The sequence below is a fragment of the Streptomyces sp. WAC00040 genome (genome assembly GCF_056835925.1).
Genome location: NZ_JAKQZE010000001.1, coordinates 2,605,007 through 2,627,462 on the forward strand (window position 1 = coordinate 2,605,007; position 22,456 = coordinate 2,627,462).

A 22,456-nucleotide genomic window follows, 5' to 3' on the forward strand; every position below is an offset into this window, starting at 1 on the left:
ACGCTAATACCAGTGATTTCGCGTCCAGAAATTCCAGGCGCCGCAGGGGGTTCCGTAGCGGGCCTTGATGTAAGAAAGGCCCCAGCGCATCTGGGTGAGCGGGTTGGTGCGCCAGTCGGAGCCGGCCGAGCGCATCTTCGAGGCGGGCAGGGCCTGGAAGAGGCCGTAGGCGCCCGAGGACGGGTTCTGCGCCCGGTGGTTCCAGCCGCTCTCCTTGGTGACGAGCTTGCGCAGGCACGCGTACTGGGTGGAGGACATGCGTGCGCGGGCGTAGCTGCGGGCGCCGGAGACGGTGGCGGTGGCGGTGCTCGGGGCCTTGCGGGTGGAGGAGCGAGAGGTGCGCTGCTCGGAGCGGGCCTTCGGGCTCTGTACGGGGCGCAGGGCGGGCTTGGTGCGCTGCGGGGCCGTGGAAGCGGGCTTGAGGCGCTTGGGCGCCACGGTGACGGGCTTGGGCGCGGCGGCCGGCTTGCGAGTCACGGGCTTGGGCAGGGTGACCGGCTTCTGTGCGGCCTGGGCGATGGCCTGCTGCCGGATCGCGTCCGCCAGACGCAGGCTGCTGTCGAGCAGGAGGTGGAGCGGTGCGGACTGTACCGGGGGCTGGGGCGCGGTCTGCGGGGCCGGGCGGGGCACCTGCTGGGTGACGGGCCGGGCGTCGCGGTTGGGGTCGGCTTCGGCGGGCTGGCCGAGCGTCGCGGTGAGGGTGAGGGCGACGATTCCGGCGGCGGCGGAGATGCGGCAGGAGCGCCAGGTGATGTGCGGCAGTACGGGGCGGGACACGGAGGGGCCTTTCGACGGGGATGCGACCCCGGCTCTCCCGCAGGCAGTCCGGCGTCGGTCACCCTAGAGGCCCGGAAAATAGGCCGGGTAGCCGCTAAACGGGCGGCTTCCCGTGCGACGGGAGCGTGTTGGTGGGCGGGGTGGGGTACATGGGCGGCTTGGCAAGGCCGAGGAACCATCCGAACGCCGGGGAGACCTTGGCTTCCAGGAGCCGGAAGAGGCCGTAGTAGAGGACGCTGAACGCCGCGACGAGGGTCTGGGAGAGTGCCGCCTCATCGACGTCGACATAGACACGAGCGAGGAGCGCCGCGACCCATCCGACGATGACGGGAACGGTGGTTCGCCACAGCGAGACCAGTACGTCGTAGACGGTCATTTCTTACCAACTTCCTTTTCCAGGGCCGTGATTCGCGCGCCCTGCGACGTGACGAGCTTTTCAAGTGCGGCCACCCTCGTCTCGATGGTGGATACGGGAGGCGGGGTCGGGTTGGTGGGGTTCCAGTTGGCCGTGTGCTTGAGCCGCTCGGCGACGCGCTCGCGGATCGAGGCCATCGTGAACCCGCGCGGGTCGGACTTGTCGTCGGACCATTCGGCATGGCCGATGGTGGACTTGGAGCCCCATCCGTGGGCGCGGCTGATGGCTGCGGAGGCCCGGACGATGGCTTCGATCTGCTTGGCCGGCCAGGGGTCGCGGCCGTCGCCGAGGTTTTCGCACTCGAAGCCGTAGAAGCGCGCGTTGCCGTCGACTCCGTCGGCGTTGCCCTTGGTGGGCTTGGTCGGCGAGGTGCCGTAGTTTTCGGCGATGACCTGTTCGAGCACCGTGGGGTCGCCGCCGCCGGCGTGGTTGGCGCGCCCGAGGCCGACGAGGTAGATCACGCCGTCCTTGCCGATGACGCCGTGGCATAGCGGCCCGGGGAGTCCGGAGTAGCCGGTGCGGCAGAGGTCGACTGTGTGCTGGGTGCCCTTGGTCACCGTGTGGTGGATCATCACGCCGTTGACCGGGCCCCACTTGCCCTTTGCGTTGCGGTTGTGGGTGCGCCAGGAGCCGACCTCGACGACGGTGAGTCCCTCGGCGCGCAGGGCGGAGAGGAGCGCGGGGGCGGTGAGCGGGGTGGCCATCACCTCACCTCCGGCCAGGCCCAGCGGCCGGGGTCCTGGCCCTCGGAGCAGGAGGTCGCCCAGTAGACGTCGTTGCCGTCGAGGAAGACCTGGAGGTTGACCGAGCCGACGTCCCACAGGCGGACGATGACGGCCGGAAAGAGCTGCCCTTCGGCGGCCTCGTTGCCGATGTGGCCGATGTAGCCGGTGCGGTCGGCGTAGCCGGGGCCGGTGGCGAAGTGCTTGCGGCGGCGGTTGATGGCCTCGGCGTCGGAGGCGGACAGCCGGTAGTGGACGGTCCGGCCGAGAGTGGGTTCGGGCATGGTCGGCCTTTCAGGAGGTCGGGACGGTGCCGGCGAGGGCGTTGGAGGCGGGGGAGAGGCCCGCGCTGTTTCCGGCGACGGCGGTGAAGTTGTAGGCCTGGCCGGGGGCGTACTGGAGCTGGACGTGCGGGGCGGTGCCGAGAGGCGCGTTGACGACGGCGACCTTGCGGGTGCCGTCGTAGAGCGCGTAGTACTCGGGCGGGCCGGCCGTGGTGGTGACGGTGGGCGGCACGATGGTGATCTTGAGCTGGCCGTTGGAGGTGGGTGCGGTAGTGAACCCCGGGGCGCCCGGCTTGCCGGGGGCGGCAGTGGCGGCGGGGATGGTGCCGCGCAGAGGGGTGGAGAACTCCGAGACGGCGGTGCCGTTGGAGTCGGTGCGCACCGCGCGGACCTTCAGCGCGAACCGGCGGCGCGGGACCGTGTAGTTGGTGGTGGTGAAGGTGACCGTGGCGGTGCCGGCGCCGGGCTGGTTGACCTCGCCCAGCTTGACGTCGGACTCGCTCAGCCCGATGCGGCCGGCGTCCATGCCGTCGGTGGTGTCCTGGGCGGTGTTGTCGAACACCTCGTACTTGGTGACGTTCGGGATCTTCTTCCAGCGGAGCTGGATACCGCCTCCGGCGGAGGAGGTGATGACGGGGAGCGGGGCGGCGAAGTCGACGTCGTTGGGCGGGCGGGGCGGCAGGGTGAGGTGCTGGCGGTCGTAGCCGATGGCCGGGGTGGTGACGGTCAGGGAGGCCGACTCCGGGCCGTACTCGCCGGCCTGGTTGTGGGCGGCGACGGTCAGGGTGTAGGTGGTCTCCGGCTCGATGGGGGTCCAGACCGGGTTCTGCGGGTCGGTCTTGTCCCAGTAGCCGGTGATGGTGGCCGAGGACTCGGCGCCGGGCTGGAGGATCTCACCGGTGGCGTTGATGGTGACGCGGTGGCCGGCGACGCCGACGCCCTGGAGGCCGGTGACACCCATGTAGTAGCTGTCGGCCGGGTCCTCGTCCTCCTGGCCGACGTTGGAGCGCCAGAACAGCAGGAAGCGGTGCGGCTCGGCGACCCCGAGGGAGTGGGGGTTGCCGGCCTTGTCGAGGTACCAGAGCGGCGCGGGCGGGACGACCTGCTCGCCGTATTCGGCCGGCCGGTCGGCCAGGTGCTGCGCGGCGGTGCGCGGGGGGTTGATGAGCCCGACCGGGGTGCCGGGCTCGGCGGTCAGCGCTGACGTGGTGTTCAGGTTCCAACGCTCGTTTGCCATGTCACAGGGGCCTTTCGTCAGTGCCGGAAGTAGGCGGGCACACCACGGGGGAAGCCGGGGGCCGGGGAGGGCGGACGTAGCGGCGGGTGATAATCCAGGCGATACCGGTGGCGACGAAGGCAACGACGATCGAGGCCACCTGGGCGACGAGATCACTGGTATGCACGGCGCTCCTCCCGGATCTGGTGGAGCCAGGCACCGACGGCCACGACCGCGACGGTCGCGTACCGCAGCGCGTTGAAGAGGTTCGCCGCGAAATTCGTCTCGACGCGGAACAAGGCCATCGTGGAGAAGGACAGCAGGTACGCGGCGATGTAGATCACGGGCCGCAGCGAGTTGTGCAGGACGACGTAGGCCATGGTGACCAGGCCGAGGCCAACACCGACCGCCGCGAAACAGATCGCGATGATCTGCGCGATGCCGTCGGTGCTGGCGATGGAGAGGGCGTTCTCGTGCCCCATGCTCCGGTAGAGCGCGAGGGAGATGATGTACACCGACAGGCCGATTCCCAGGATCTGGTTGGGCTCCCAGAAACTGCGGTCAGCCCGGAGCGTCACCGTCTTCGATGGAGTCGTCATGAGTCTGCTTTCTGCGATTGCGGGGGACCGGGTCGGGGTCTTCCGGCAGGTAGCGGGCGATGAGGCGGAAAATGACGAGGCCGATCGCGCTGACGAGAATGCTGAGGAGCTGCGCGGCCACGTCCGACATCGTCATGAGCCCTCCCGTCGGAAACGCAGCCACGCGGAGAAGGCAGCCAGCGAGGCACCTGCGAACGACGCCAGGTTCGCGAGCTGCATCCACACGGTGGCGGGCGAGTTGAACAGGGAAATCGCGGCGAACGCCAGCAGGTAGGCGGCGAGGTACCCCGTCAGCCGGAGACTGCATGTCTTGATCGAGTACACCGCCGACACCACGCCCAGCACGATGCCGAACGTGGTGTAGATGAGCGCGATGTAGTACGCGGCGCTGTCGCTGGGGGCGTCGACCACCGAGAACGGGGTTGAGCCGAGCGCTTTTTGCAGGGAAGCGGCGGCCGTGAAAATGCTCAGGCCCGCACCGAGCAACTTCTTCGTGAAGGCCGGCGGGTAGATCATCACGTCACAGTCGGACCTCACGGTCACATCCCGTAGTAGAGGTGGGCGGGCGGATTGGGCACGTACCCGGGCGTACGGACGGTCAGGGCGTCGGGCCGCTGCTTGGTGGCCGCCTCGTGGACGCCGTACCAGACGTCGGACAGGTCGCTGCGCGCGGCGTAGGTGGCCCGGTCGACGGACCCTCCCCAGTCGCGGTTGATCTTCTTGTACGCGCCGTCGGTCAGGCCCTCGTTGAGTTCTCCGGCCAGGGGGCGGTTGGTGGCGTAGCTCATGTCGGCGGACGCTCCTTCGAGTGGCGGGCGGCACGGTTACGGGCGGCCTTTTCTCTCAGCCGGCGAAACAGGGCCAGGACGTAATGCAGAAGGCGGTGGGTCACTTCTTCTCTCCGAGCTTCTTCACAGCCGGCGCCGCACGCTTCGTCGCGCTGCCGACGGTGGCACCGGCGCCCATGGGCCGCCCGGCGGAAACACCGGCCTCGAATTCGGAACGGGCCGAAGGCGCCTTGGGCGCGTAACGGGCGACGGTCCGCTGGTCCTGGAGGTTGGACTTGCCCTGCGAGACGCCGGTGACGTTGTCGCCTCGGCCGGTGCGGCGGCGGTCGGTGGTGCGGGTGGCCTTGGGCATTTACATCACTCCCAGAGCGGGGTACGAGGTCGAGGAAAAGCCGGACTGCCGCTGGCTGTAGTCCACCCGGCTGCCGGGATAGACGTCGTCCAGGCGCGCGATATCGGCGATGCCGGGAATGTGCTGCCGGTACCCGAAACGCGGGGGAACACGGCCGATGTTCGGGATAGGCGGCTTCATCTGCCGGGCGGCGTCGGCAGGGATGTCGGTCCACTCGCGCAAGTAGTTGGTGACCTGCTGCTCCTGGAGCGAGGCCCACGGCCGGCGGGCGTAGATGGAGTCCTGGGGGAGCATGCCGGTTACCTCCACGCCGGGCGCAGGCGCTGGAGCTGTGCGCGCCGCTGCTCGTTGACGGCCGTGAACGGCGGGGTGACTTCCTGGGTGTAGACCCGCTGGGCGGTCGCGAACCGCGCCTGGGTGGCCACCAGGGTCTCGCTCTTGCCGTCGTTGACCAGGGGGGAGCCGATCATCGAGCCGCGCTGGGTCCAGCGCTCGCCCCGCGCCTGCGCCTGGAGAGCGGCGGCCGGATGGACGTCGTCGGTCCAGTAGTAGTCGGCCGGATCGATCCTCTCCCCCTTGTGCACGCCTCGCTCATAGCTCTTCTGCGTGGCCCTGTTGCCGATGGAGTTGAGCAGCCGGTCCTGGCGGCGGGTACCGGCGCCGATCGTGCCGAGGTAGCCGTCGGGGTACTCGGCCGAGGGCACGTGCCCGGTGTCCATCAGCCGGCGCGCGTCGAGGATGTCGCGGGCCCCGGACATGAGGTACCCGCCGCTGCCGCCGGTGTACGTCATCGCCCCGGCGACAGGCGCCTGGTAGGGCGGGTTGTACATCAGGTTCGAGTTGGCGCCGGCCCGGTTCGGGTAGCTCATGAGCGCCTCCATCCGTCACTCGACTTGTACGCGGGGTTTCCGCTGCGCTTGGGGTCGGAGGCGATGCGGTCGATGCTCGAAAACGACTTCACGGCCAGGCCGGCTCCGAACGCGGCGAGCGTGGCCTTCTGATCTCGGGTGATGGGAGAGCGCGTGGGGGCAGGGGATGTGGCAGCGGCAGCAGGAGAACTGCGTGCGCGGGCAGGGGCAGCAGGAGAACTGCGTGCGCGGGCAGGGGCAGCCGGAGTGCTGCTGGAACTCGCGCTGGCAGGACGTGCGGCTGATGCGGTCGAGGGAGCGGAACCAGCGCGAGCAGCGGGAGCTGGAGTGCCTGTGGAGGTGGTGCCCGCGCGGGTGCGGGCAGGGCGTGCGGCCGGTGCAGTCGAGGGAGCGGGGGTGGGTGTGCTGCGGGGCGTGTTGGCAGAGGGCAGGGTGTTGGGGTGTCCGGCCATGGCGCGCCGAGATGCGGCCGTGATGATGCTGGTGCGACCGTTCCAGGACGGCAGAGGCGGTTCGTCCGGTGCGGCCGGTGCGGCCGGTGCGGCCGGTGACGGCCAGCGGGTAGGACGCGGCCCGGCCGCGTAGCTAACGTCCGGTGACGCGGGGGTGGGCGCCATCATGCTGATCTGCGGCTGTGTCCAACCCGGTCCTGAGGTTGCGGAGGGCGCCGTCGCAGGGCGCTCTGGGGGCACGGGCGTCGGGATGACACGCTGGCCTCGCATGGACGCGGTGCTCATGCCGGGCAGGGCGTGCTGAGCCCGGCGGAACTGGTCGGCGTTGAACGTCGGCGAAGGAGGCGGGCCCTGAACCTCAGCCGCCTGGAAGAGCGCCTCCTGGTGTCCGCCGGAGGGGGCAGGGGACGGCGAAGGCTGCGGCGCGGTGGGGGTGACGCGGTGGCGTCGCATCGCCTGGTCGCCGTAGCCCCGGAAAGCGGGCTGCCGGAACTGGTTGGGGTTGAAGTCCATGGTGCTCACCTCCCGGTGGACAGGCCGTAGCTGAACTCGCGCAGGGTGTCGGCCCGGCTGGAGCCGGGGACGGCGGGGATGGTGGTGCCGGAGGAGGGCGGGGCCGGGGCGAGGGAGCCCCGGTCGGCGGAGCCGGTGGTGCGCAGGGAGCTGGGCGCGGGGGTGCTGGGGGAGGTGACGGAGGTACTCATGAGCGGGTCCATCCCAGCCCGTCGCCAGCGGCGGGAGCGGTGCTGGCGGAGGGGGCTGCTGTGTCGTTTCCGGAGGTGGTTCGGTGGACCGACTGCCCGAACTGGGCTGCTGACAGGACGCGACTGCCCGTGCTGGTGGCGGCGGGCGTGCCAGCGCGGATGGCGCCGCTTTCGGCTGCGGACGTGACGGCGGAGCGGGTGGCGCTGGTGGCCGCGCTCCGGCCGACGGTCGACAGTCCTACGCGGGCGGCGATCCCGGCGATGAGGGGCAGCATGGCTCAGCCCTTCCTGCTGGCAGCGGCCCCCGCGTTGAACTCCTGGGGCCCGAAGGCGCTCTTCATGGTGCGGCGGCTGGTGGTGGCGCAGTCGGGGCAGCCGGGTCCGTGCATGGCGCGCTTGACCTGGACGATGCCGGTGGGGCCGTAGGTCTCGGCGGCCGAGGTCGTCCGGTTGCTGCGGTGGCTGTTGGTGCCGGGCTGGCCGTTGCCGGACTTGGACAGGCCCTGACGGCTGGCGGTCTGCCCGCCCTCGGGCCGAATCCAGCGCACAGCGTGCAGCTCGTCGCCCATGGTCGGGAACTGGCCCGTGCTCACGACACTGCTCGTCGAGGTCTTTCCCCGGTTCGGGGGCGTCCAGTGGCTCATGATCATCCTCCGCGTGATGCTGGTGGCCCGGGGAGTCAGAACGTGAGCGATGTACGAGTCAGATATGCATGGGCCTGCTGGGAGGAGTTTAGGGCTCCGGGTTTATGCCCGGTATTTCACACGGGCATGACACGGATGGCGATGCCGAGAATCTCCCCTTCGGGCGTCTTGCTCCGGAAGAAAGTGATCTCCTCGATCAGCCGGGTTCCGAAACTACTCACGAAAGACTGGGCGATCGGGATTGCCTTGACGGCCTGATTGATGGCGCCGGCGCCGACAGCCTTGAGGACGACCTGGTGGCCCGACTTGATGGCGTGGGCGATGGCCGAACCGAGTTCGGGTGGAGGAGTGACGCTCTTGACGCGGAACTCCTTCTCCTTCACGCCCGTGGTCTGAATCTGCACGACAATTACGCTCCCTGCATTTGAGCTGATGCAGGGAGCGTAGGGGGGTCGAATTAGTATCCGTTATGCCGGCGTGGCGGCTCGGGCCTTCTTCGGCGGCTTGCGGATGGTGTCGAGTACTTCCTGCTGGAACTTCAGCTCCGGCGGCTCGGGAGTGGCCAGGGCCTCCGCGATCCTCGCCAGGGTGTAGGCGTCGGCCGCGTCGTGGCTGCCGGCCTGGTACTGCCAGCGCATGTAGACGGCGAGCAGCATCTTGTCTTTCTGCGCGTTGCCGCTACCGGTGACGAACTTCTTCACGGTGGCTGGGGCGACCGCGTGGATACGGCGCTCGATGTGGTCGGGGTAGACATCGGCCAGGGCCAGCTTCATCGCGGCGCCCAGCTCGCCCAGCTCCTCGCGCCGGTACTTGGAGCCGTAGGCGTAGCCCTCGTAGCAGATGTGCGTGGTCTGCCCGTGGATGCTGTTCGCTTCGAGGTGGACGTAGAGGGTCTGGTGGACGTGCTGGAGACGCTGGATACCGGTGCCGGCGGTCTTCGGGGAGAAGTCGAAGACGGTCTCGTTCGCGGTGCCGGTGGTGGAGTTGTAGTGGACGATGGCGCAGCCGGTGTAGGACTGGTCGATGCCGATGGAGATGCGGGGCATTCAGACCCCCCACTTGCTGTAGCGGGTATCGGCGGTGGAGTTCTGACGGCGGGACAGGTCGCGCGAGCAGAAATTGGCTCGGGCCTCGGCGTTCCTGTGCACCATGTCCAGGGCCTCGGCCAACGACTGCGCGTTGAGGTAGCGGGTCTCGTCCTCCTGGACCTGGGCATCGGCGGACGCTGCCGCCTTGCGGCCGGCCACCGTCTTCTCGGTGGACGCGGCGAGCGCGGCTCGGGCGGAGGAGAGGTCGAGGTTCTGCTTGGCGGCCCTGACGTTGGCGCGGGCCTCCACCAGCCGCATGGCGGCGTACGCGGTCCAGGAGACGTACTCGCCGTACAGCACCATGAGCTGTCGGTCGTCCAGGCCGGTGATGTCGGCGGGGAGCTGAGGCAGGAAACCGTCGGGCTTCTCCTCCTTGTCGAAGCCGACCTTCTCCAGGTGCTCCCACATCTCGTCGGCGGCGCTCATTCGTTCTCCTTGAATTCGAGGCAGGACGCGCAGCCCGCACGCCCGTTCAAGTTGCAGTAGGGAGGGGTGTCAGCGGCCAGGCAGTCGACGATGGCGGCTGCGGCCTCGATCAGCGGCTCGGAGAACTTCTCGTCGTAGGCGACGGTGAAACACTTCGTTTCCTGCGTGGACTTGAAGTCGTAGAAGAAGACGCAGCGGTCGCAGGGCAGATCCTCGAAATGGGTCGCCAGGTACATGTAGAGCTGGGTCTGGCGGACCGCGCTGGGCAGCGGCCGGCGGAAGTCCCGCCACAGCCGGGTCAGGTCGTGGACCACGCCGTGCTTGGAGTCGACCTCGTACCGGGCGAGGAAGTCCGGGCGCTCGTAACGCAGGCTCCCCAGACCCAGAGTCTTGATCTCGACCAGGGCGCCGTCCTCGGGGCTGTAGCCGTCGGCCTTGCCGCCGATCCGCAGCGCGGTGGACTCTAGCGGCACCTCGGCGTACTGGAGAGCTGCGGGCGGGGCGTCGCAGGCCTCACAGCCTTCGGGCGTGGTGTCACACCAGAAGCGGTTCTCGCAGTACAGGCAGAACCAGTCTCCGGCGAGGCGGCCCATCTCGACGAGCCAGCCTTGCCACTTCGAGTGGGTGCGGTGCCCCTCCTCGAAGATGTTCTCGCGCGTAAAGCTCGTCTTCCCCCGGTCGGGGGCCTCTGCCTCCAGACGGAGCCGGTGGAAGGCCGCGAGGTGGCACCAGGTGGGCTTGACCATTTCGGAGGGGTGCATGACGTCCTGCCGGCGCCCCGAGGGGCCGGCGGCCTTGACCAGGACGTGCTTCTGGAGGTCCCCCCACAGCGGCTCGATCGCCTTACTGGCGGCGAGGTACTCGGTGAGGCGGGGTCCGCCCTTCACGACGCGGCTGACCACTGCTGCTCCTCGGGGTCTGGGAGGGCTTCTTCGATCGGGGGGTGCCAGGTCCAGCGCTCGGGCATGCCCGGGTAGCGCATACGCAGCGCGAGCCGGTCCCGGGGGGTCATGCCGCCCCAGACGCCGTAGTTCTCGCGGTTGACCATGGCGACGTATAGGCACTCGGTGCGCCGGGGGCAGACGACGCCGTCGAAGTCCCCGTTGCAGATGGCCATCGAGAGGCTCTCGTTCTCGAAGAACAGGTCGGCGCCTCGCGTCGGGATGAGCTGGGGGGCGCGACACTTCGCCTCTCCCCGGCGGTGTGTGTCGGACCAGTCCGGAGCGGTGATCACGGCGCGGATGCCCATCAGGTGCCCTCCTGGTCCTCTATCAGCCGCAGGAACGTTTCCTCTGAGACGACAATCCAGTTCCGGTCGCACATCTGAATGGCGAAGGCCATCTCCCGCAGGTCGAGAATGGCGTTGGTCTCCGCCTTGACCAGGTCGGCATGGGTGAGGGTGAACCGGGTGCTGGCAGTCGTCTTGCATTCGATGGACCACTTCTCGTTCCGGACGTCGTTCTTCACAGCCCACCCATTTCCGGAGCCGGCGGTAGTGGTGCCGCGCATCTTGCGGGCGAGGCGCTTTTCCTGATCGCGGGAGCTTTTGATCCGGCGGTCCATCAGGCAACGCCGAGACGGACGCGGGCCATGACGTCCTCGCTGAGCTGGTCCTGGAGGTCGAGATCCTGGGCGATGGCGGCGCGCATTTTCGCTTCGCCCTGCCACTGGTGATCGCCGTACTTGTACCAACTGCCGTCGAGGCGGATGACGCCGTAGAGCAGGCCCATGGTCACCATCTCGGCGGTGGTGTCGTACTCGCCCTTGACGATTCCGGTGGTCGAGTCAGCGAAGTAGAACTTCACCGTCGCCACCTGCTGCGGGGCGGCCGACTTGGACTTGATCGTCTTGAGCTTGATGACCTGACCTACGCGGACTTTGCCGCCGCCGGGCCGCTTCTCGTCGATCCATTCCGTCCGGCTGGCTTCAACGCGCGTGTAGTACGCGTAGTTTTTCGCCCTCCCGCCGGGGGAGGTTTTGGGGGTCACGCCGGCTGGGGACCAGCCGCCGATTTGATCCCTCCATTGGTTGATGATGAGCGCCAGGAGGGGGCGTTCGACTTCGATCAGGGAGCGGCGGGTCGCGGAGCCCACCTTGCGGAAAAACTTGCCCGTCACGCGGGCTCCGGCACTGATGGTCGCCTGGTCCATGTCCTTGGCCTCCTCGTCCGCCGCCACCAGGGCGGGGTAGGAGTCGAGGACCACGGCGTCGAAAGCGCGGGATTCCGCTGCCTTCAGCATCGCGGTGTACGCGTCCTCCATCGCATTCGTGGAGTAGACGGCAACCCGGTCGATATCGACACCGAGAGCGGTTGCCCATTCGGCGTCGTAGTGTTCCGCCGCGACCCAGAAGGTCTGGAAGTCCGGGTTCAGCTTCTGGTTCGCGGCGATGGTCTTGTGGACGACGGTCGTCTTGCCAGAGGACTCCGCGCCGACGATCTCATTCCACTGATTGCCCGGCCATCCCCCGCCGAGCATCACGTCGAGCGAAAGAGATCCCGTCGCGAAGCGGGGGACGAAGGGCATTGTCGAGGCGACAACTACTGCGCCTGGGCCGTGTGCTTTGTTGATCCGCGCCATGAGTGCGCGGGCCTCGTCATCGAGCGGCATATCCCGACCGTATGGACAGGAAAAAATACCGCACAGCGCCAAACGGGTGGTGCATTTTAAACTTTTAATTGCACCACTCGGGGTCGCTCACCATTCCGAGGCAGATGTGCGTCCACGCCGGTGCGCCGACCGGCGGCTTGTCCGGGATTCGGGGAGTGGCACTCTCCTTTGCGGGCGCCACGGCCAGGAAGATCGCGACGGCGCCGGCCGTGATCGCGAGAATGAGTGCGAGCAGTCGAGTCACAGTCGCCCCACGATCACGGTCGGCTGGTAGCCGGACCCCTTGGCCTGGTGCACGGACGCCCGGGTCGGAGCGCTGGAGTTGTTGGCGACCATCACGCCCTGCGTCGAGTTCTGCACCGGGTAGTGGCAGTCGTTGCACGTCGGCCGGGTGTTGGGGGTCGGGCGCCAGTACTGCTCGCTGCCGCAGGACGGGCACAGCTCGGTCTGCCGGGCCGACTGCGCCTTGTCCGTCCGGTAGGCGCCCTGGGGCGCCTGCGGGGGCTGCTGCGGCTGCGCCGGCTGCTGGGCGGAGGGGTAGGTGGGGTGGGCCCACCACGGGGTGCCGGTGGGCGTGAGGCCGGCCTGGGGCGCGGGCGGTGCGCCGCCGCCGGCCTCGCGGAGCTTGTTGAGCCAGAAGTCAGTCATCACACACTCCCAGTAGTCCCTTTTCGAGTAGGTGGCCGACGACGGTGGCCACGGCCGTACGGCTGACGACCTGGAAGGTCTGCCGCTGCTGCTCGTCCTCGTCGTCGTCGTGAATGCGGGAAAGCCGGTAGAGCACGAGCGCCAGGACATCGGCGTGGAAGAACGCCTCACGTGCCACCGGGCCGAATTCCGCGATCCGCATATGCGACTCGCGGTGCTCGATATCGTCCACGTCGGGTCCTGCGGGCACCAGGCCAAGGAGCCGGCACGTTTCGTCGTAGTCGCGGCAGGCGACGACGTCGCGGAGCATTCCGCGAAAGAGGATCGGCACTTCTCCGATTTCGATGTCATGCATGCCGCAATCGTAGAACGAGGCATTATTTCGCCTCACTCCAGCGACGGCAGATTTTCACGTCCGTAGTGACCGGAACGGAAAGGAGCTGCATCTCCGGGCCAGCCATCGCGTTGTGCAGCACCTTCGCGCCTTCCTCGGCGATGTCCTCGGGGCACATGGCTGCGATCTCGTCATGGACGCTGAGCAGGATCTGCATGTCGGGCAGCAGACCCTTGTGGAGCCGGACCATCGCGAGCTTCGTGATGTCGGCGTTCGAGCCCTGGATGTGGCTGTTGACGACCTGACGCTCGGCCTTCGCACGGCGGCCGTGGTCATGGGACAGCAGGTCGGACAGCCGGCGCTTACGGCCAAGGAGGGTGCGCAGGTACGGCTCGGGCCGACGGGAGCGCACGGTCCGAAGGAGCTTGGCCTTGTAGGCGTACACCTCGGGGAACTGCTTCTCGTGCTCGGCGAGAATCTGCTTGGCCCGGCGCAGCGTGGTGTGCGACATGTCGGCGACCTTCTGGTAGCCGGCGCCGTAGTTGATCGCGAACGCGATCGCCTTGGCGACCTGTCGCATCTGTTTGGTGACGTCCTCGGGGGCGACGCCGAAGACCGCTGCGGCGGTCGCGGTGTGCGCGTCCACGCCGTCCCAGAAGCCCTGCCACAGGGCGCCCTTCCCGGCGAAGTGGGCGAGGATGCGCTGCTCGATCTGGGCGTAGTCGGCGACCAGAAGCACGAACCCGGGAGGCGGGTCGACGAGATCGCGGATCGCCTTTCCCAAATCGGTCTCGGCGCGGGGCCAGTTCTGGACGTTCGGCGTGGAACAAGAGAACCGTCCGGTGACCGTCCCGTACTGCTTGAGCATCGGGAAGATCCGGCCGTTGAAGATTTGGGTCGGCTTGTCCTCCTCGGGGTTCCCGAGGTAGCCCTCCACGTAGGTGGAGAGCAACTTGGAGACCTCCTGGTAGGCGAGGATGGCGTCGACCACCGCGTTGCGGCCCTGGTAGGGCGCGAGGGCCTCGGCGTCGGTGCTGGGGGCGCCCTTCTTCGTCAGCTTCCGGGGGCGCAGACCCTGCTCCTCGTAGAGCACCTTCTGTTTCTGCGGAGTCGAGCCGATGTTGAAGACGCGGCCGGCGGCCCGGTAGACGTCGGCCTCGCGGTCGACCATCCGGGCGCGCAGATCAGTGCGGAGCCGCTGGAGGGCCTCGATGTCCACGGGGACGCCGGCGCCCATGTGCAGCAGGCAGTGCAGGACGTCCATCTCCAGGGCCCACATGTCCTCCAGACCCTCGGCCGTGATCTGCGGGCGCATGGCCCGCCACTGGAGCCAGGTGGTTTTGGCGTCCATGTAGGCGTAGTCGGCGACGTTCCCGAAGGGATGCTTTTCGATGCACTTGCCGACCTCTTCGGTGTCGTAGACAAGGCCCCAACGTTCCTTGTCCAGAGGCTTGAGACCGATGGGCCGGTTCTCGTTGAGCATCCACGCGGCGACGATCGTGTCCCCGTAGGGCGGCGGCGGGTACTTCCCCTTGTAGTACTTCGCGACGGACAGGAGGTCGAAAGGCGCGTTGTGCGCGATCTTGATCCGGTCGGAGAAGAGCAGCTCCTCCAGCGCGTCGAAGACGACGGACGGGCGGAGCTGCGGGGGCGGCGGCTCCCACTGGGCGGGGATCTGATCCCGCGCACCGGTGGTCTTGTTCTTCCGCCAGGACGCTTTCCTCAGCAGCTTGTGGCCGTGGGGGTGGCCCATGGGGATGACGACGCATTCCCCCTGCGTCGCCAGCGAGATCCAGGCGACCTGGTTGACGGCCGGTACGCCCCGGTACTCGCCGAGGGTCTCGACGTCGAAAGCGTAGGAGTCGTGGGAGCGAAAGCGAGCGACGGCGTCTTCGAGCTGACGCGCATCGGTGATGAGCTGCACGGAGGACCCCTGAGCGTGGTAGGAATTGCCAGGGCCCGCGCCGGCGGTTGTGAACTCGTTGAGCCGGCGCGGGCCTTACCTCGCGGTGGTGCCTGTCAGGCGTCTTCCATCAGCATGCGGACCAGCTCCTCCATGGCCTCCTGGTCCAGCGGTTCCTTGATCGTGTCCCCGTACGCGTGGCCCTCGCCGACGAACCGGCTCAGCTCCTCGTCGGTGAGCGGCGCGATGCCGTACTCCTCTTCCAGGTCGCGGTCCTTGACCCTTTCCAACGTGTACTCGACCGCCTTCTTCTTTTGTTCCTTGCGGATCGTGAAGTACAGGTCGGGCCGGTTGAGCGGGCCGCGCTTGGAGTCGGTCGCGATGTCCTTGAGCTGCCGGGCAATTTTGATTCCGGCTTCCCACACCTTGACGGCCGGGTTGTCCGGGTCCTCCAGGGTCACGACGTCGAAACAGGCGGAGAACCTCTTGGCCTTGTCCCCGATGACGCACAGCGGGCAGTCGGGATTCGCCCAGCAGCGCACGCTCTTGGAGCCTTCGTCGATCTCGTCGATCCAGTGCGAGGCATAGACGTCGAACGGGCCGTCGGAGAGGATCTTGATCACCGTGCGGTTCTCGGTCACCTTGAGGTAGAAGTCGCCGGAGGCGGCCGAGGCGATCTTGTCGACGTCGTCCCAGCCGGCCATCGCGGTCGGCCCGGCGCTGGTGGACACCACGCGGCCGGAGATGGCCTCGCGGCGCGGGGCGACCTCGCTGCTGCGGGACGAGGCGGGCTCGCGCGGGGCGGCTTCCTCGGCCGGACGAGTAGGCAGGGCGCGGCGGCGTCCGTACGTACGGGCTTCGGGCATGAGTCAGCTCCAGTTGTGGATCGGGTCGGGAAGGAGGGCTCGCGTCTGCCGGAAAAGCTCATGGCAGCGGGCCGGGAACTCGGTGTGAGAGACGAAACGTTTCGTCCCTGAAAGGACGCCCTCTTCGTAGGCGATGAGGACGACGCCCTCGATCTGCTGGCGTGTGTAGAGGCGCCGACGGCCCTGCTTGGAATCGCCGTTGTAGATCCAGGTCGCCTTCGGGAAAAGCGGCGGGGTGTTGGTCTCCCACTTGTAGAGAGTCTTCGTCGACCGGCCGAGAGCCGCCGCGAGGTGGGAGATGGCGAAGAACTCGCGGTAGAACCCGCTGATTTTCTTGTAGACCGGGTCGTCGTCCCAGCGGCTGACTTCCCCGGAGCTGGCGGGGCCCTGGGCCGGGTGCGGGACACCGATCGGGCGAGAAGTCCCCGGGTAGACGTCCAGCGGCTGACGGGGGCGGATCATGACGCCAGCCCCCGGAAAGCGAACGTCTCCTTCTGGACGAGGATCTCGTCCATCTCCGCCTCGGTGAGCAGGCCCTCCTGGTACATGACGAACAGTTCGTCCGCGTCCAGGGAGGGAACCGGCGGAAAGGCCCTGCGGTAGACGTCCTCGCCCTTGCTCCGGGTGATGCGCTCGGCGGCCTCGTCGTCCGCGACGATGGAGACGCGCCGCTCGCGCTTGATGCGGGTGTACTCGACGTCGCCGGCCGGGATGGGGAACGGCAGGTCGAGGTACTGCGAGCCCTTGTCGTCGCTGTAGCCGCGCCGTTCGACCGCAGCAACCACCTGGTCGCGCAGCTTGTTCAGGCGCGTTGTGCGGTCCGTCACTTCCGCCTTGAGTACCGCCCACTGGCGAAAGACGGGCACGATGGGATCGATCGGAATTCGCTGGGGGTCTGGGGCGGCCGGAATACTGATTTCGTCAGGCACGCATTGCTCCCGTGGGTTGCGAAGGAGCTACTGGGAAAGCTCCATGCCTCGAAACCCTACGAGCCTAAAAAATGACCGCCAATCGGCCATACGAGTGCCTCAGAGAGTATTTCCGATGTGCTCGGCGAGGGACTCCACGTCCATGTCCAGAGACCCAGCGCCCGTTCCGTCGACTACAGCCTGAGAGAGGGCCTGACGGAGCCTCAACGTGGCCTGCACGCGCTCCTCGACGGTGCCCTCGACGACCAGGTTGGTGACGTGCACCCGCTCGAATTCCGACGACGCCCGCACGTGCCGAGTGTTGCGCTGCGCCAGTACGCCATTGGAGTAGGGCAGGTCGTAATTGATGAGGTACTGGGCCTCGGGAAGGTCGAGCCCGTACCCGCCCGCGTTTGTGGAGAGGAAAATCCGGCAGTCCGGATCGGTTTTGAACTGGGCGAGCACGCCGGCCTTTTGGTCGGAGCTGAGCTGGCCATGGAACTGGACGAGGTCGCCGTGCTTCTCCAGACGCTCGACGAGATACGGCAGCATTTTCCTGTAGTCGGTGAAGATCGCGACCTTCGCTCCCTCGGTGACCATCGTGCCCACCAGCTCGTCGAGCGCGGTCAGCTTGGGCGAGCCGTGCATGTCGGGCAGGTCGATGCGGGAGGCGGCGAACTCGGCCGCGTACTCCGAGCCGCCCTTGCCCTCGTGGTAGGCGACCGCGCTGTCCATCAGGAGCTGGGGATGGTCCAGCAGCATCCGAGCGGCCTGGATACGGGCCATCAGCTTGCCCTGGGCGCCGCCGGCGTCTTGCCGGACGCCGGCGTAGTACGCGGCGATGTCGATCTCCCGGCCCTGCTCGGCCAGCTCGTTCATCACGGACTCGATGTCCATCAGGATGGCGCGGTAGATGGCGCGGGTCGTCTTGTCGAGCTGCACCAGGCGCGTGGTCTCCGAGACCTCCGGCAAGTACCGCGCGACCTCAGGGTCCAGCCGAGATTTACGGATCATGCCCCGCCGCAGATTGCGGTGCAGCAGGTCCAGGTTCTTGTAGCCCACGGCCGCCCCGAACCAGTTCCGCAGGACGAAGGACTTGTCGAACAGGTCCCAGCGCCCCAGGATCGAGGCGTTGACCCACTCCATGATCGAGAACACCTCTTCCGGGAGGTTCTCGACCGGAGTGCCGGTGAGCGCGATCCGCACCGGCGGCTTCAATTTCTTGACCCGCTTCGTGGTCTGCGCCGCGAAATTCTTGATCGCGGTCGCCTCGTCGAGAATCAACGCGTCGGCCGGGATCGCGCACAGCTCACGCCAGTCGTGCAGCACCGAACCGTAGGACGCGATGATGTACTCCGCGTGCTGCGCCCTCTCCCACTGCTCCCGCCGTTTGGCCCGCGTTCCGTTGATGACCACGCACACGTCCTCGGTGGGCACGGTCAGCTTCCTGCCGCGCAGCGTGACGGTGCGCTGGGGAGCGTCGGTGAACTTGGCGACGGCTTGGGCCCACTGCCATTTCAGGGAGGACGGGACCAGGATGACGCAGCGGCGTACGTCGCCCTCCCCGAGCATCTGCTCCATGGCGGCGAGGGTGAGCACGGTTTTACCGGTGCCCATGCTGTAGGCGACCAGGATGCGCCGGTCGGACAGAATCCGGGCGACGCCCTCATGCTGGTACGGGTGAAGGGTGCCGGTGAACATCAGCGCCTCCTGCGCCACGGGTGGTGGGCGCGGGCGTACGCCACCAGGGCGGCCTCGTCGCTCATGTCGCCCAGGTCTTTCGCGCGGGTATGGGAGTAGTCGAGGAACCGCATCGGCAGACCGCGCGGGCGCCAGCGCGCGTACAGCCGGTCACGGGAGGTAGCGCCGGCGGCGTCGTTGTCCAGGCCGAGGATGAGGGTCGTGCAACGGGACTTGAGCAGCCGCATCTGCGCCTCGGAGACGTGCGCGCCGTACGCGGCGAAAGCCCCGTCGATTCCAAGGGCGTGGGCCCGTACGGCGTCCAGCGGGGATTCCTGGAGGAACGCGGCCTCGCCCTGCCAGGAGAGGTCGCCGAAAAGCGTGCGGGATTTGAAAACCCCCGCAGGGTAGTTTCGGAAGAACCTGTTTCCCTTTTCCTGCCACCCCCACAGCTCCCCGTTGCGGGGGTCGCGGATCGGAAGAATCCAATGCCGCTTTCTCGGCTCCCACAACACGCCGAAGTCCCGGCACGCGTCGGCGGTGAGTCCCCGCGAGGCGAGAGCGTCGGCCGGAGGCGGCTCGAAAAGCGCAAGCGCCGCCTCGGTGATCCGCTCCTCTGGGTCCTTGCGGGGTGCCTCGTCCTGGTCGTTTTGGGTGCGGTATACGCCCTGACGCGCGATCCATCGAAAAGCGTCGACCCGCGAGTACCCCAACCCGTCTTCAACGAGCTGAACGAAGGGCCCGGAGTACCCGCACGAGAAACAGTTGAAGAGCCCCGACCGGGAGTTGACCGAGAACGACGGCCGACGGTCCGCCTTCCCGGTCAGAGCAAGGTGGGCGGGGCACCGAGCAAGAAACTCGGTTGAGTCGTCCCCGCTCACCTCTCGCAGAATCTCGATGCCGAGCCGCTGCATGACGCCGGCGACATCGGACGGCACCGGGTTCGCGAACGCGGCGATGTTGTCCCACAGGTCAGTAGGGGAGGTCTTCTTCAACCTCGGCCTCCTCGAACTGGGGCGGGTCCCAGGAGATGGAGATCAGGTGCTCCTGGGGCGGCGCGTTCCTGCTGGCGAGGACTTTCATCCGGTAGAAGAAGTCCTCGTCGGTGGCCTCCATGCCGACGACCAGGTCCGCGTCCTGGACCCAGGCGCTGGTGTATCCGAGGGACGACGCGGTGAGACCCTTCGCGCCCACCTTGTGCGCCAGCGACTGGGTGGTGACGACCATCGGAATGTCGTTGTTCAGCGCCATCTTCTTCAGCCCTCGGCTGATGTTGGTGAGGGCGATCGGGGTTTGGGATTCCCGGCTGATCTCGTCGTAGAGGAAGTACGCGCCGTCCACGAACACGACGCTCGGCGAGAGTTGATCGATCTTCGCCTGGATTCCGGTCAGGGTCATCGCGCCAGCGCGATCCTCCGTCACGACGTACGGCTGGTCCCCCAAGGGGTCGGCCAGAGCCTCTTCCAAGGCCCGCCATTCCCGCGCGGACAGCTCGCCGGTCTGGAGCTTCCGAGGGTTGACCTTGGCCAGGAATCCGTCGAGCCGGCGAGCGATCTCCTGGTAGGGCATCTCGAAGCTGATCAACAGCGGCTTGGCGCCGTAGTCGTACGCCGACCGGGTCATCCCGAGCATGACCGTCGTCTTGCACGACTTGGCGAGGCCCGTCAGCACGATCATCTGCTGCGGCTGGATACCGCTGGTGATCTTGTCGAGGAAGGCGAACCCGGTCGGGATTCCGAGGAGTTCGTTCGGGTTATCGCGCGCCTGCCGGTAGACCTCCAGGCGCTGCGCGCCGGTCGAGGCGTAGTCGATCTCACGGGAGGTCGCGGTCGCGGTGCTGGCGTGCGCGAGCATCATCCGCAGCAGCGGCAGGGCGCTGTCCGTGCCGCCCTTGTCCAGAGCCTCGGCCACGGCGTCCAGGCCGAGGTCGATGATGGTCCTGAGCCTGGACTCGTGCAGCTCGCGGACGAGGTAGTCGACCGGCCCTGACCCCTCCTCGCGGAAGGCAAAGGTCGGGTGGTCGCGCTGAATGACCTCGGGGGTGGGTGGCTCGCCGAAGTCCGCCTTGAAGGCGACGATCTCCTGGAAGATCTGCCGGTTCGCGGGGTCGAGGAAATGGTCGGCGGTGATGCGCGCGCTGGTGACCGTCTCCAGATCGCCGGTGAGGGCGATGTAGCTGATCACCTCCTCCTCGATGCTGCTCACAGGATCTCCAGCACGGTCAGAGGGCCGGCCTCCTCCTCCATCAGGTCGCCGAGTGCGATGGAGCCGTGGCAGTCGTCCTCGACGACCGGCTCGACGGTGAGACGGGGCATCTCGCCGGCCTCGAAGGTGGCGACGACGGCCCAGCCGATCAGCGGCATGGACTCGTAGCCCTCCAGGCCCAGCTCCGACTCCAGCCGTACGACTTTGCCGACGGTGTCGGGGATCAGCAGGACGGTTTCGCGACGGGTCTCGCCCGCCGGCGGCCGGTAGTCCATCAGGCCACCTCCCTCATGATTTCCGGGCTCTCCGGGTGGACATAGATGCCCCTGTAGCCGTAGCGCAGGGTGTGCTCGGGCAGAGCGTGGAAAATCCAGGACGGCCCCTGGAGCCCGAGCTGCCGGGCCATGGCGTTGGGGGTGGAGATCCGAAGGTCCGCGTGGGGGATGGACTCCGCGTCCACCCGCACGGCCAGATCCCCGGCCAGTTCCTCGGGCAGGTAGGTCACCAGGTGCACCGGTACGTCGCGCTGCCACAGGCGCCACATCTCCGCCACGACCGGACCGCTGGTCTGCTCGTACAGATCCAGCGCGCTGCCGAAAAGCCCACGGGGGCGCCGCAGGCGGCGGGCAAACCGCTCGGGAGTGAAGCGCGGGCCGGGGAGACCGACCAGGTGCTCCCAGACGACGTAGACCTCCGGCGGGGCGGACTGCTCCATGACGGCGCTCACCGGTCGGCCTGCCGCAGCGATTCGCCGGTCAGGATCATCCGGCGGGTGCACTGGTCCATGAAGCTGCGCAGAGCCTTGGAGTAACGATTCGCCCAGTCATCACCGGTCAGGTTGGTGGTGATCAACGAGGGCCGCCCCTCGTCGTACCGCTGCCGCAGCAGCTTTTCCAGGGTGTCCTCGGCGAACTTGGTGTCCGTGGTGTGCTCGTGTCCGACGTCGTCGAGCAGGACCACATCAGCCCACTCCACGCGCTCGACGGCGTACTGAATCCGGGACAGCTCCTCGGGGCCGACGCTTTGATCCGCACGAACGAGCTTTCGAACGCGGTCGATGTGGTCGCTGTAGCGGGAGTAGTAGACCGTGGTCCCGTACCGTCGCCGCAGCTCGCACAGGATCGCGGCGGCCAGGGTCGTCTTGCCCGTTCCGGGCGGGCCGGCGAAGAGCAGCCCGAGGCCGAACACGTTCGGGCTGACCGGGAAGCCGCGCCAGTCCTTGGACTGCTGGGGGCGGTAGCCCTCCACGTAGTGCCGCGCCTTGCGGATGGCCTGAGACTGGCTGCCCATCCCCTCGACGTCGTTGAGGGTGATGCCGCGCAGGCGGGGCGGGATGCCGGTGCCGACCCAGCGGGCGCGCTCGGGGTCCATGGGGGTGGTGATCATCGGGCGGTCTCCCAGGAGGTGCTGAAGGTGTCGTCGTCGGCGCGGTCGCTCTGAGCAGGCTCCTGCCAGCTCTCGTAGTCGGCGTCGGTCGTGGTGACGCCCCGCTCGCGCAGGTGCTTCAGGAGGTGGAAGCGCTGCCATTTGAAGTCCCAGACGTAGGGGCGCTGGGGCCGGCGATCGCCGAGGCGGGTGATATAGAGGTCGACCAGGGCCCGGCAGTCCTCGGGGGTCAGGCCGGCTTCGCGGCGCAGCTCGCTGAATACGGCGACGAGGGCCTGGCGGTTGCCGACCTCCAGACCGCCGGCCCAGCTCAGCGGCGGGCAGGCGCGGGCGAAATAGTCCGCCAGGCCGGGCAGGGAGTCCGGACCGTAAGAGCGGCCCTGTGAGCGCCTGACGCGGCGCGGAGCGGGCTCGGGAGGGGTCCAGGCGGTCCGAGGGGCCTGGGAGGGTTCTGAGGCGTCCCGGACCAGCTTCTGGGCGCAGGCCGTGGCGTCGAACTCGGCGTCGGGGTCGATGTGGCGTCGGGCCATGTCGTGTCTCCTGGCGGTGTGGCGGGCCAAGAACTGCACGCGAACGAATGT

General features: G+C 67.9%; 36 protein-coding genes. All 36 read right to left on the minus strand.

Annotation, left to right across the window (positions count from 1 at the left end; genetic code table 11):
• Positions 1-3: 3 nt before the first annotated feature.
• The gene (locus MDN94_RS12030; RefSeq protein ID WP_482725805.1) at positions 4-777 is read right to left on the minus strand and encodes an aggregation-promoting factor C-terminal-like domain-containing protein; all 774 of its coding nucleotides are present in this window, start codon (positions 775-777) and stop codon (positions 4-6) included.
• A gap of 94 nt (positions 778-871) precedes the next feature.
• Positions 872-1,153 (minus strand): hypothetical protein, encoded by a 282-nt coding sequence (locus MDN94_RS12035; RefSeq protein WP_482725806.1) that lies wholly within the window; start codon positions 1,151-1,153, stop codon positions 872-874.
• On the minus strand, positions 1,150-1,896 hold the full coding sequence (locus tag MDN94_RS12040; RefSeq protein ID WP_482725807.1) for a peptidoglycan recognition protein family protein: 747 nt from the start codon (positions 1,894-1,896) through the stop codon (positions 1,150-1,152). Before MDN94_RS12040 ends, MDN94_RS12035 begins: the two co-directional genes overlap by 4 nt.
• The gene (locus tag MDN94_RS12045) at positions 1,896-2,198 is read right to left on the minus strand and encodes a hypothetical protein (protein WP_482725808.1); all 303 of its coding nucleotides are present in this window, start codon (positions 2,196-2,198) and stop codon (positions 1,896-1,898) included. The genes MDN94_RS12040 and MDN94_RS12045 overlap by 1 nt, the downstream gene beginning before the upstream one ends.
• 10 nt (positions 2,199-2,208) lie before the next feature.
• On the minus strand, positions 2,209-3,435 hold the full coding sequence (locus MDN94_RS12050; protein WP_482725809.1) for a hypothetical protein: 1,227 nt from the start codon (positions 3,433-3,435) through the stop codon (positions 2,209-2,211).
• A 152-nt stretch (positions 3,436-3,587) separates the two neighbouring features.
• Positions 3,588-4,013, minus strand: a complete 426-nt coding sequence (locus tag MDN94_RS12055) for a hypothetical protein (protein WP_482725810.1) — start codon at positions 4,011-4,013, stop codon at positions 3,588-3,590.
• A complete protein-coding gene (locus MDN94_RS12060; protein ID WP_482725811.1) occupies positions 3,976-4,149 on the minus strand; it encodes a hypothetical protein in 174 nt (57 codons plus the stop codon). Before MDN94_RS12060 ends, MDN94_RS12055 begins: the two co-directional genes overlap by 38 nt.
• On the minus strand, positions 4,146-4,529 hold the full coding sequence (locus MDN94_RS12065; RefSeq protein ID WP_482725812.1) for a hypothetical protein: 384 nt from the start codon (positions 4,527-4,529) through the stop codon (positions 4,146-4,148). The genes MDN94_RS12060 and MDN94_RS12065 overlap by 4 nt, the downstream gene beginning before the upstream one ends.
• Before the next feature lie 23 nt (positions 4,530-4,552).
• On the minus strand, positions 4,553-4,801 hold the full coding sequence (locus tag MDN94_RS12070; protein WP_482725813.1) for a hypothetical protein: 249 nt from the start codon (positions 4,799-4,801) through the stop codon (positions 4,553-4,555).
• 100 nt (positions 4,802-4,901) lie between these two features.
• Positions 4,902-5,153, minus strand: coding sequence for a hypothetical protein (locus tag MDN94_RS12075; protein WP_482725814.1), 252 nt, complete (start codon positions 5,151-5,153; stop codon positions 4,902-4,904).
• Complete coding sequence (locus MDN94_RS12080; RefSeq protein WP_482725815.1) at positions 5,154-5,447, minus strand: hypothetical protein; 294 nt, start codon at positions 5,445-5,447, stop codon at positions 5,154-5,156.
• A gap of 5 nt (positions 5,448-5,452) precedes the next feature.
• On the minus strand, positions 5,453-6,022 hold the full coding sequence (locus MDN94_RS12085; protein WP_482725816.1) for a hypothetical protein: 570 nt from the start codon (positions 6,020-6,022) through the stop codon (positions 5,453-5,455).
• A gap of 970 nt (positions 6,023-6,992) precedes the next feature.
• Positions 6,993-7,178 (minus strand): hypothetical protein, encoded by a 186-nt coding sequence (locus MDN94_RS12090; protein WP_482725817.1) that lies wholly within the window; start codon positions 7,176-7,178, stop codon positions 6,993-6,995.
• On the minus strand, positions 7,175-7,453 hold the full coding sequence (locus tag MDN94_RS12095; protein WP_482725818.1) for a hypothetical protein: 279 nt from the start codon (positions 7,451-7,453) through the stop codon (positions 7,175-7,177). The genes MDN94_RS12090 and MDN94_RS12095 overlap by 4 nt, the downstream gene beginning before the upstream one ends.
• Before the next feature lie 3 nt (positions 7,454-7,456).
• Positions 7,457-7,822, minus strand: coding sequence for a hypothetical protein (locus tag MDN94_RS12100; protein WP_482725819.1), 366 nt, complete (start codon positions 7,820-7,822; stop codon positions 7,457-7,459).
• Positions 7,823-7,938: 116 nt separating this feature from the next.
• Positions 7,939-8,226, minus strand: coding sequence for a stage V sporulation protein S (locus MDN94_RS12105; protein WP_482725820.1), 288 nt, complete (start codon positions 8,224-8,226; stop codon positions 7,939-7,941).
• A 63-nt stretch (positions 8,227-8,289) separates the two neighbouring features.
• Positions 8,290-8,868, minus strand: a complete 579-nt coding sequence (locus MDN94_RS12110) for a hypothetical protein (RefSeq protein WP_482725821.1) — start codon at positions 8,866-8,868, stop codon at positions 8,290-8,292.
• Complete coding sequence (locus MDN94_RS12115; RefSeq protein WP_482725822.1) at positions 8,869-9,336, minus strand: hypothetical protein; 468 nt, start codon at positions 9,334-9,336, stop codon at positions 8,869-8,871.
• Positions 9,333-10,238, minus strand: a complete 906-nt coding sequence (locus tag MDN94_RS12120; RefSeq protein ID WP_482725823.1) for a hypothetical protein — start codon at positions 10,236-10,238, stop codon at positions 9,333-9,335. The genes MDN94_RS12115 and MDN94_RS12120 overlap by 4 nt, the downstream gene beginning before the upstream one ends.
• The gene (locus MDN94_RS12125; protein ID WP_482725824.1) at positions 10,220-10,585 is read right to left on the minus strand and encodes a WhiB family transcriptional regulator; all 366 of its coding nucleotides are present in this window, start codon (positions 10,583-10,585) and stop codon (positions 10,220-10,222) included. The genes MDN94_RS12120 and MDN94_RS12125 overlap by 19 nt, the downstream gene beginning before the upstream one ends.
• Positions 10,585-10,899, minus strand: coding sequence for a hypothetical protein (locus MDN94_RS12130; RefSeq protein WP_482725825.1), 315 nt, complete (start codon positions 10,897-10,899; stop codon positions 10,585-10,587). Before MDN94_RS12130 ends, MDN94_RS12125 begins: the two co-directional genes overlap by 1 nt.
• A complete protein-coding gene (locus MDN94_RS12135; RefSeq protein WP_482725826.1) occupies positions 10,899-11,945 on the minus strand; it encodes a RecA family protein in 1,047 nt (348 codons plus the stop codon). Before MDN94_RS12135 ends, MDN94_RS12130 begins: the two co-directional genes overlap by 1 nt.
• Before the next feature lie 64 nt (positions 11,946-12,009).
• Positions 12,010-12,189 (minus strand): hypothetical protein, encoded by a 180-nt coding sequence (locus MDN94_RS12140; protein ID WP_482725827.1) that lies wholly within the window; start codon positions 12,187-12,189, stop codon positions 12,010-12,012.
• Positions 12,186-12,593: a hypothetical protein gene (locus MDN94_RS12145; protein WP_482725828.1), complete on the minus strand. Its 408-nt coding sequence runs from the start codon at positions 12,591-12,593 to the stop codon at positions 12,186-12,188. The genes MDN94_RS12140 and MDN94_RS12145 overlap by 4 nt, the downstream gene beginning before the upstream one ends.
• Positions 12,586-12,948, minus strand: a complete 363-nt coding sequence (locus MDN94_RS12150) for a hypothetical protein (RefSeq protein WP_482725829.1) — start codon at positions 12,946-12,948, stop codon at positions 12,586-12,588. The genes MDN94_RS12145 and MDN94_RS12150 overlap by 8 nt, the downstream gene beginning before the upstream one ends.
• Positions 12,949-12,970: 22 nt before the next feature.
• Complete coding sequence (locus tag MDN94_RS12155) at positions 12,971-14,851, minus strand: DNA polymerase (RefSeq protein ID WP_482725830.1); 1,881 nt, start codon at positions 14,849-14,851, stop codon at positions 12,971-12,973.
• A gap of 95 nt (positions 14,852-14,946) precedes the next feature.
• Positions 14,947-15,696 (minus strand): hypothetical protein, encoded by a 750-nt coding sequence (locus tag MDN94_RS12160; protein ID WP_482725831.1) that lies wholly within the window; start codon positions 15,694-15,696, stop codon positions 14,947-14,949.
• A 3-nt stretch (positions 15,697-15,699) separates the two neighbouring features.
• On the minus strand, positions 15,700-16,158 hold the full coding sequence (locus MDN94_RS12165; protein ID WP_482725832.1) for a MerR family transcriptional regulator: 459 nt from the start codon (positions 16,156-16,158) through the stop codon (positions 15,700-15,702).
• A complete protein-coding gene (locus MDN94_RS12170; protein ID WP_482725833.1) occupies positions 16,155-16,562 on the minus strand; it encodes a hypothetical protein in 408 nt (135 codons plus the stop codon). Before MDN94_RS12170 ends, MDN94_RS12165 begins: the two co-directional genes overlap by 4 nt.
• Positions 16,563-16,724: 162 nt before the next feature.
• Entirely contained in the window at positions 16,725-18,305 is a 1,581-nt protein-coding gene (locus MDN94_RS12175; protein ID WP_482725834.1) for a DEAD/DEAH box helicase, read from the minus strand.
• Positions 18,305-19,279 carry a toprim domain-containing protein gene (locus MDN94_RS12180; protein ID WP_482725835.1) on the minus strand — a complete coding sequence of 325 codons (975 nt, stop codon included), beginning with the start codon at positions 19,277-19,279 and terminating at the stop codon, positions 18,305-18,307. The genes MDN94_RS12175 and MDN94_RS12180 overlap by 1 nt, the downstream gene beginning before the upstream one ends.
• Positions 19,257-20,489 (minus strand): DnaB-like helicase C-terminal domain-containing protein, encoded by a 1,233-nt coding sequence (locus tag MDN94_RS12185; protein ID WP_482725836.1) that lies wholly within the window; start codon positions 20,487-20,489, stop codon positions 19,257-19,259. The genes MDN94_RS12180 and MDN94_RS12185 overlap by 23 nt, the downstream gene beginning before the upstream one ends.
• Positions 20,486-20,764, minus strand: coding sequence for a hypothetical protein (locus MDN94_RS12190; protein WP_482725837.1), 279 nt, complete (start codon positions 20,762-20,764; stop codon positions 20,486-20,488). Before MDN94_RS12190 ends, MDN94_RS12185 begins: the two co-directional genes overlap by 4 nt.
• Complete coding sequence (locus MDN94_RS12195) at positions 20,764-21,204, minus strand: hypothetical protein (RefSeq protein WP_482725838.1); 441 nt, start codon at positions 21,202-21,204, stop codon at positions 20,764-20,766. The genes MDN94_RS12190 and MDN94_RS12195 overlap by 1 nt, the downstream gene beginning before the upstream one ends.
• A gap of 8 nt (positions 21,205-21,212) precedes the next feature.
• Positions 21,213-21,875 carry an ATP-binding protein gene (locus tag MDN94_RS12200; protein WP_482725839.1) on the minus strand — a complete coding sequence of 221 codons (663 nt, stop codon included), beginning with the start codon at positions 21,873-21,875 and terminating at the stop codon, positions 21,213-21,215.
• A complete protein-coding gene (locus MDN94_RS12205; protein ID WP_482725840.1) occupies positions 21,872-22,405 on the minus strand; it encodes a hypothetical protein in 534 nt (177 codons plus the stop codon). Before MDN94_RS12205 ends, MDN94_RS12200 begins: the two co-directional genes overlap by 4 nt.
• Positions 22,406-22,456: the final 51 nt, after the last annotated feature.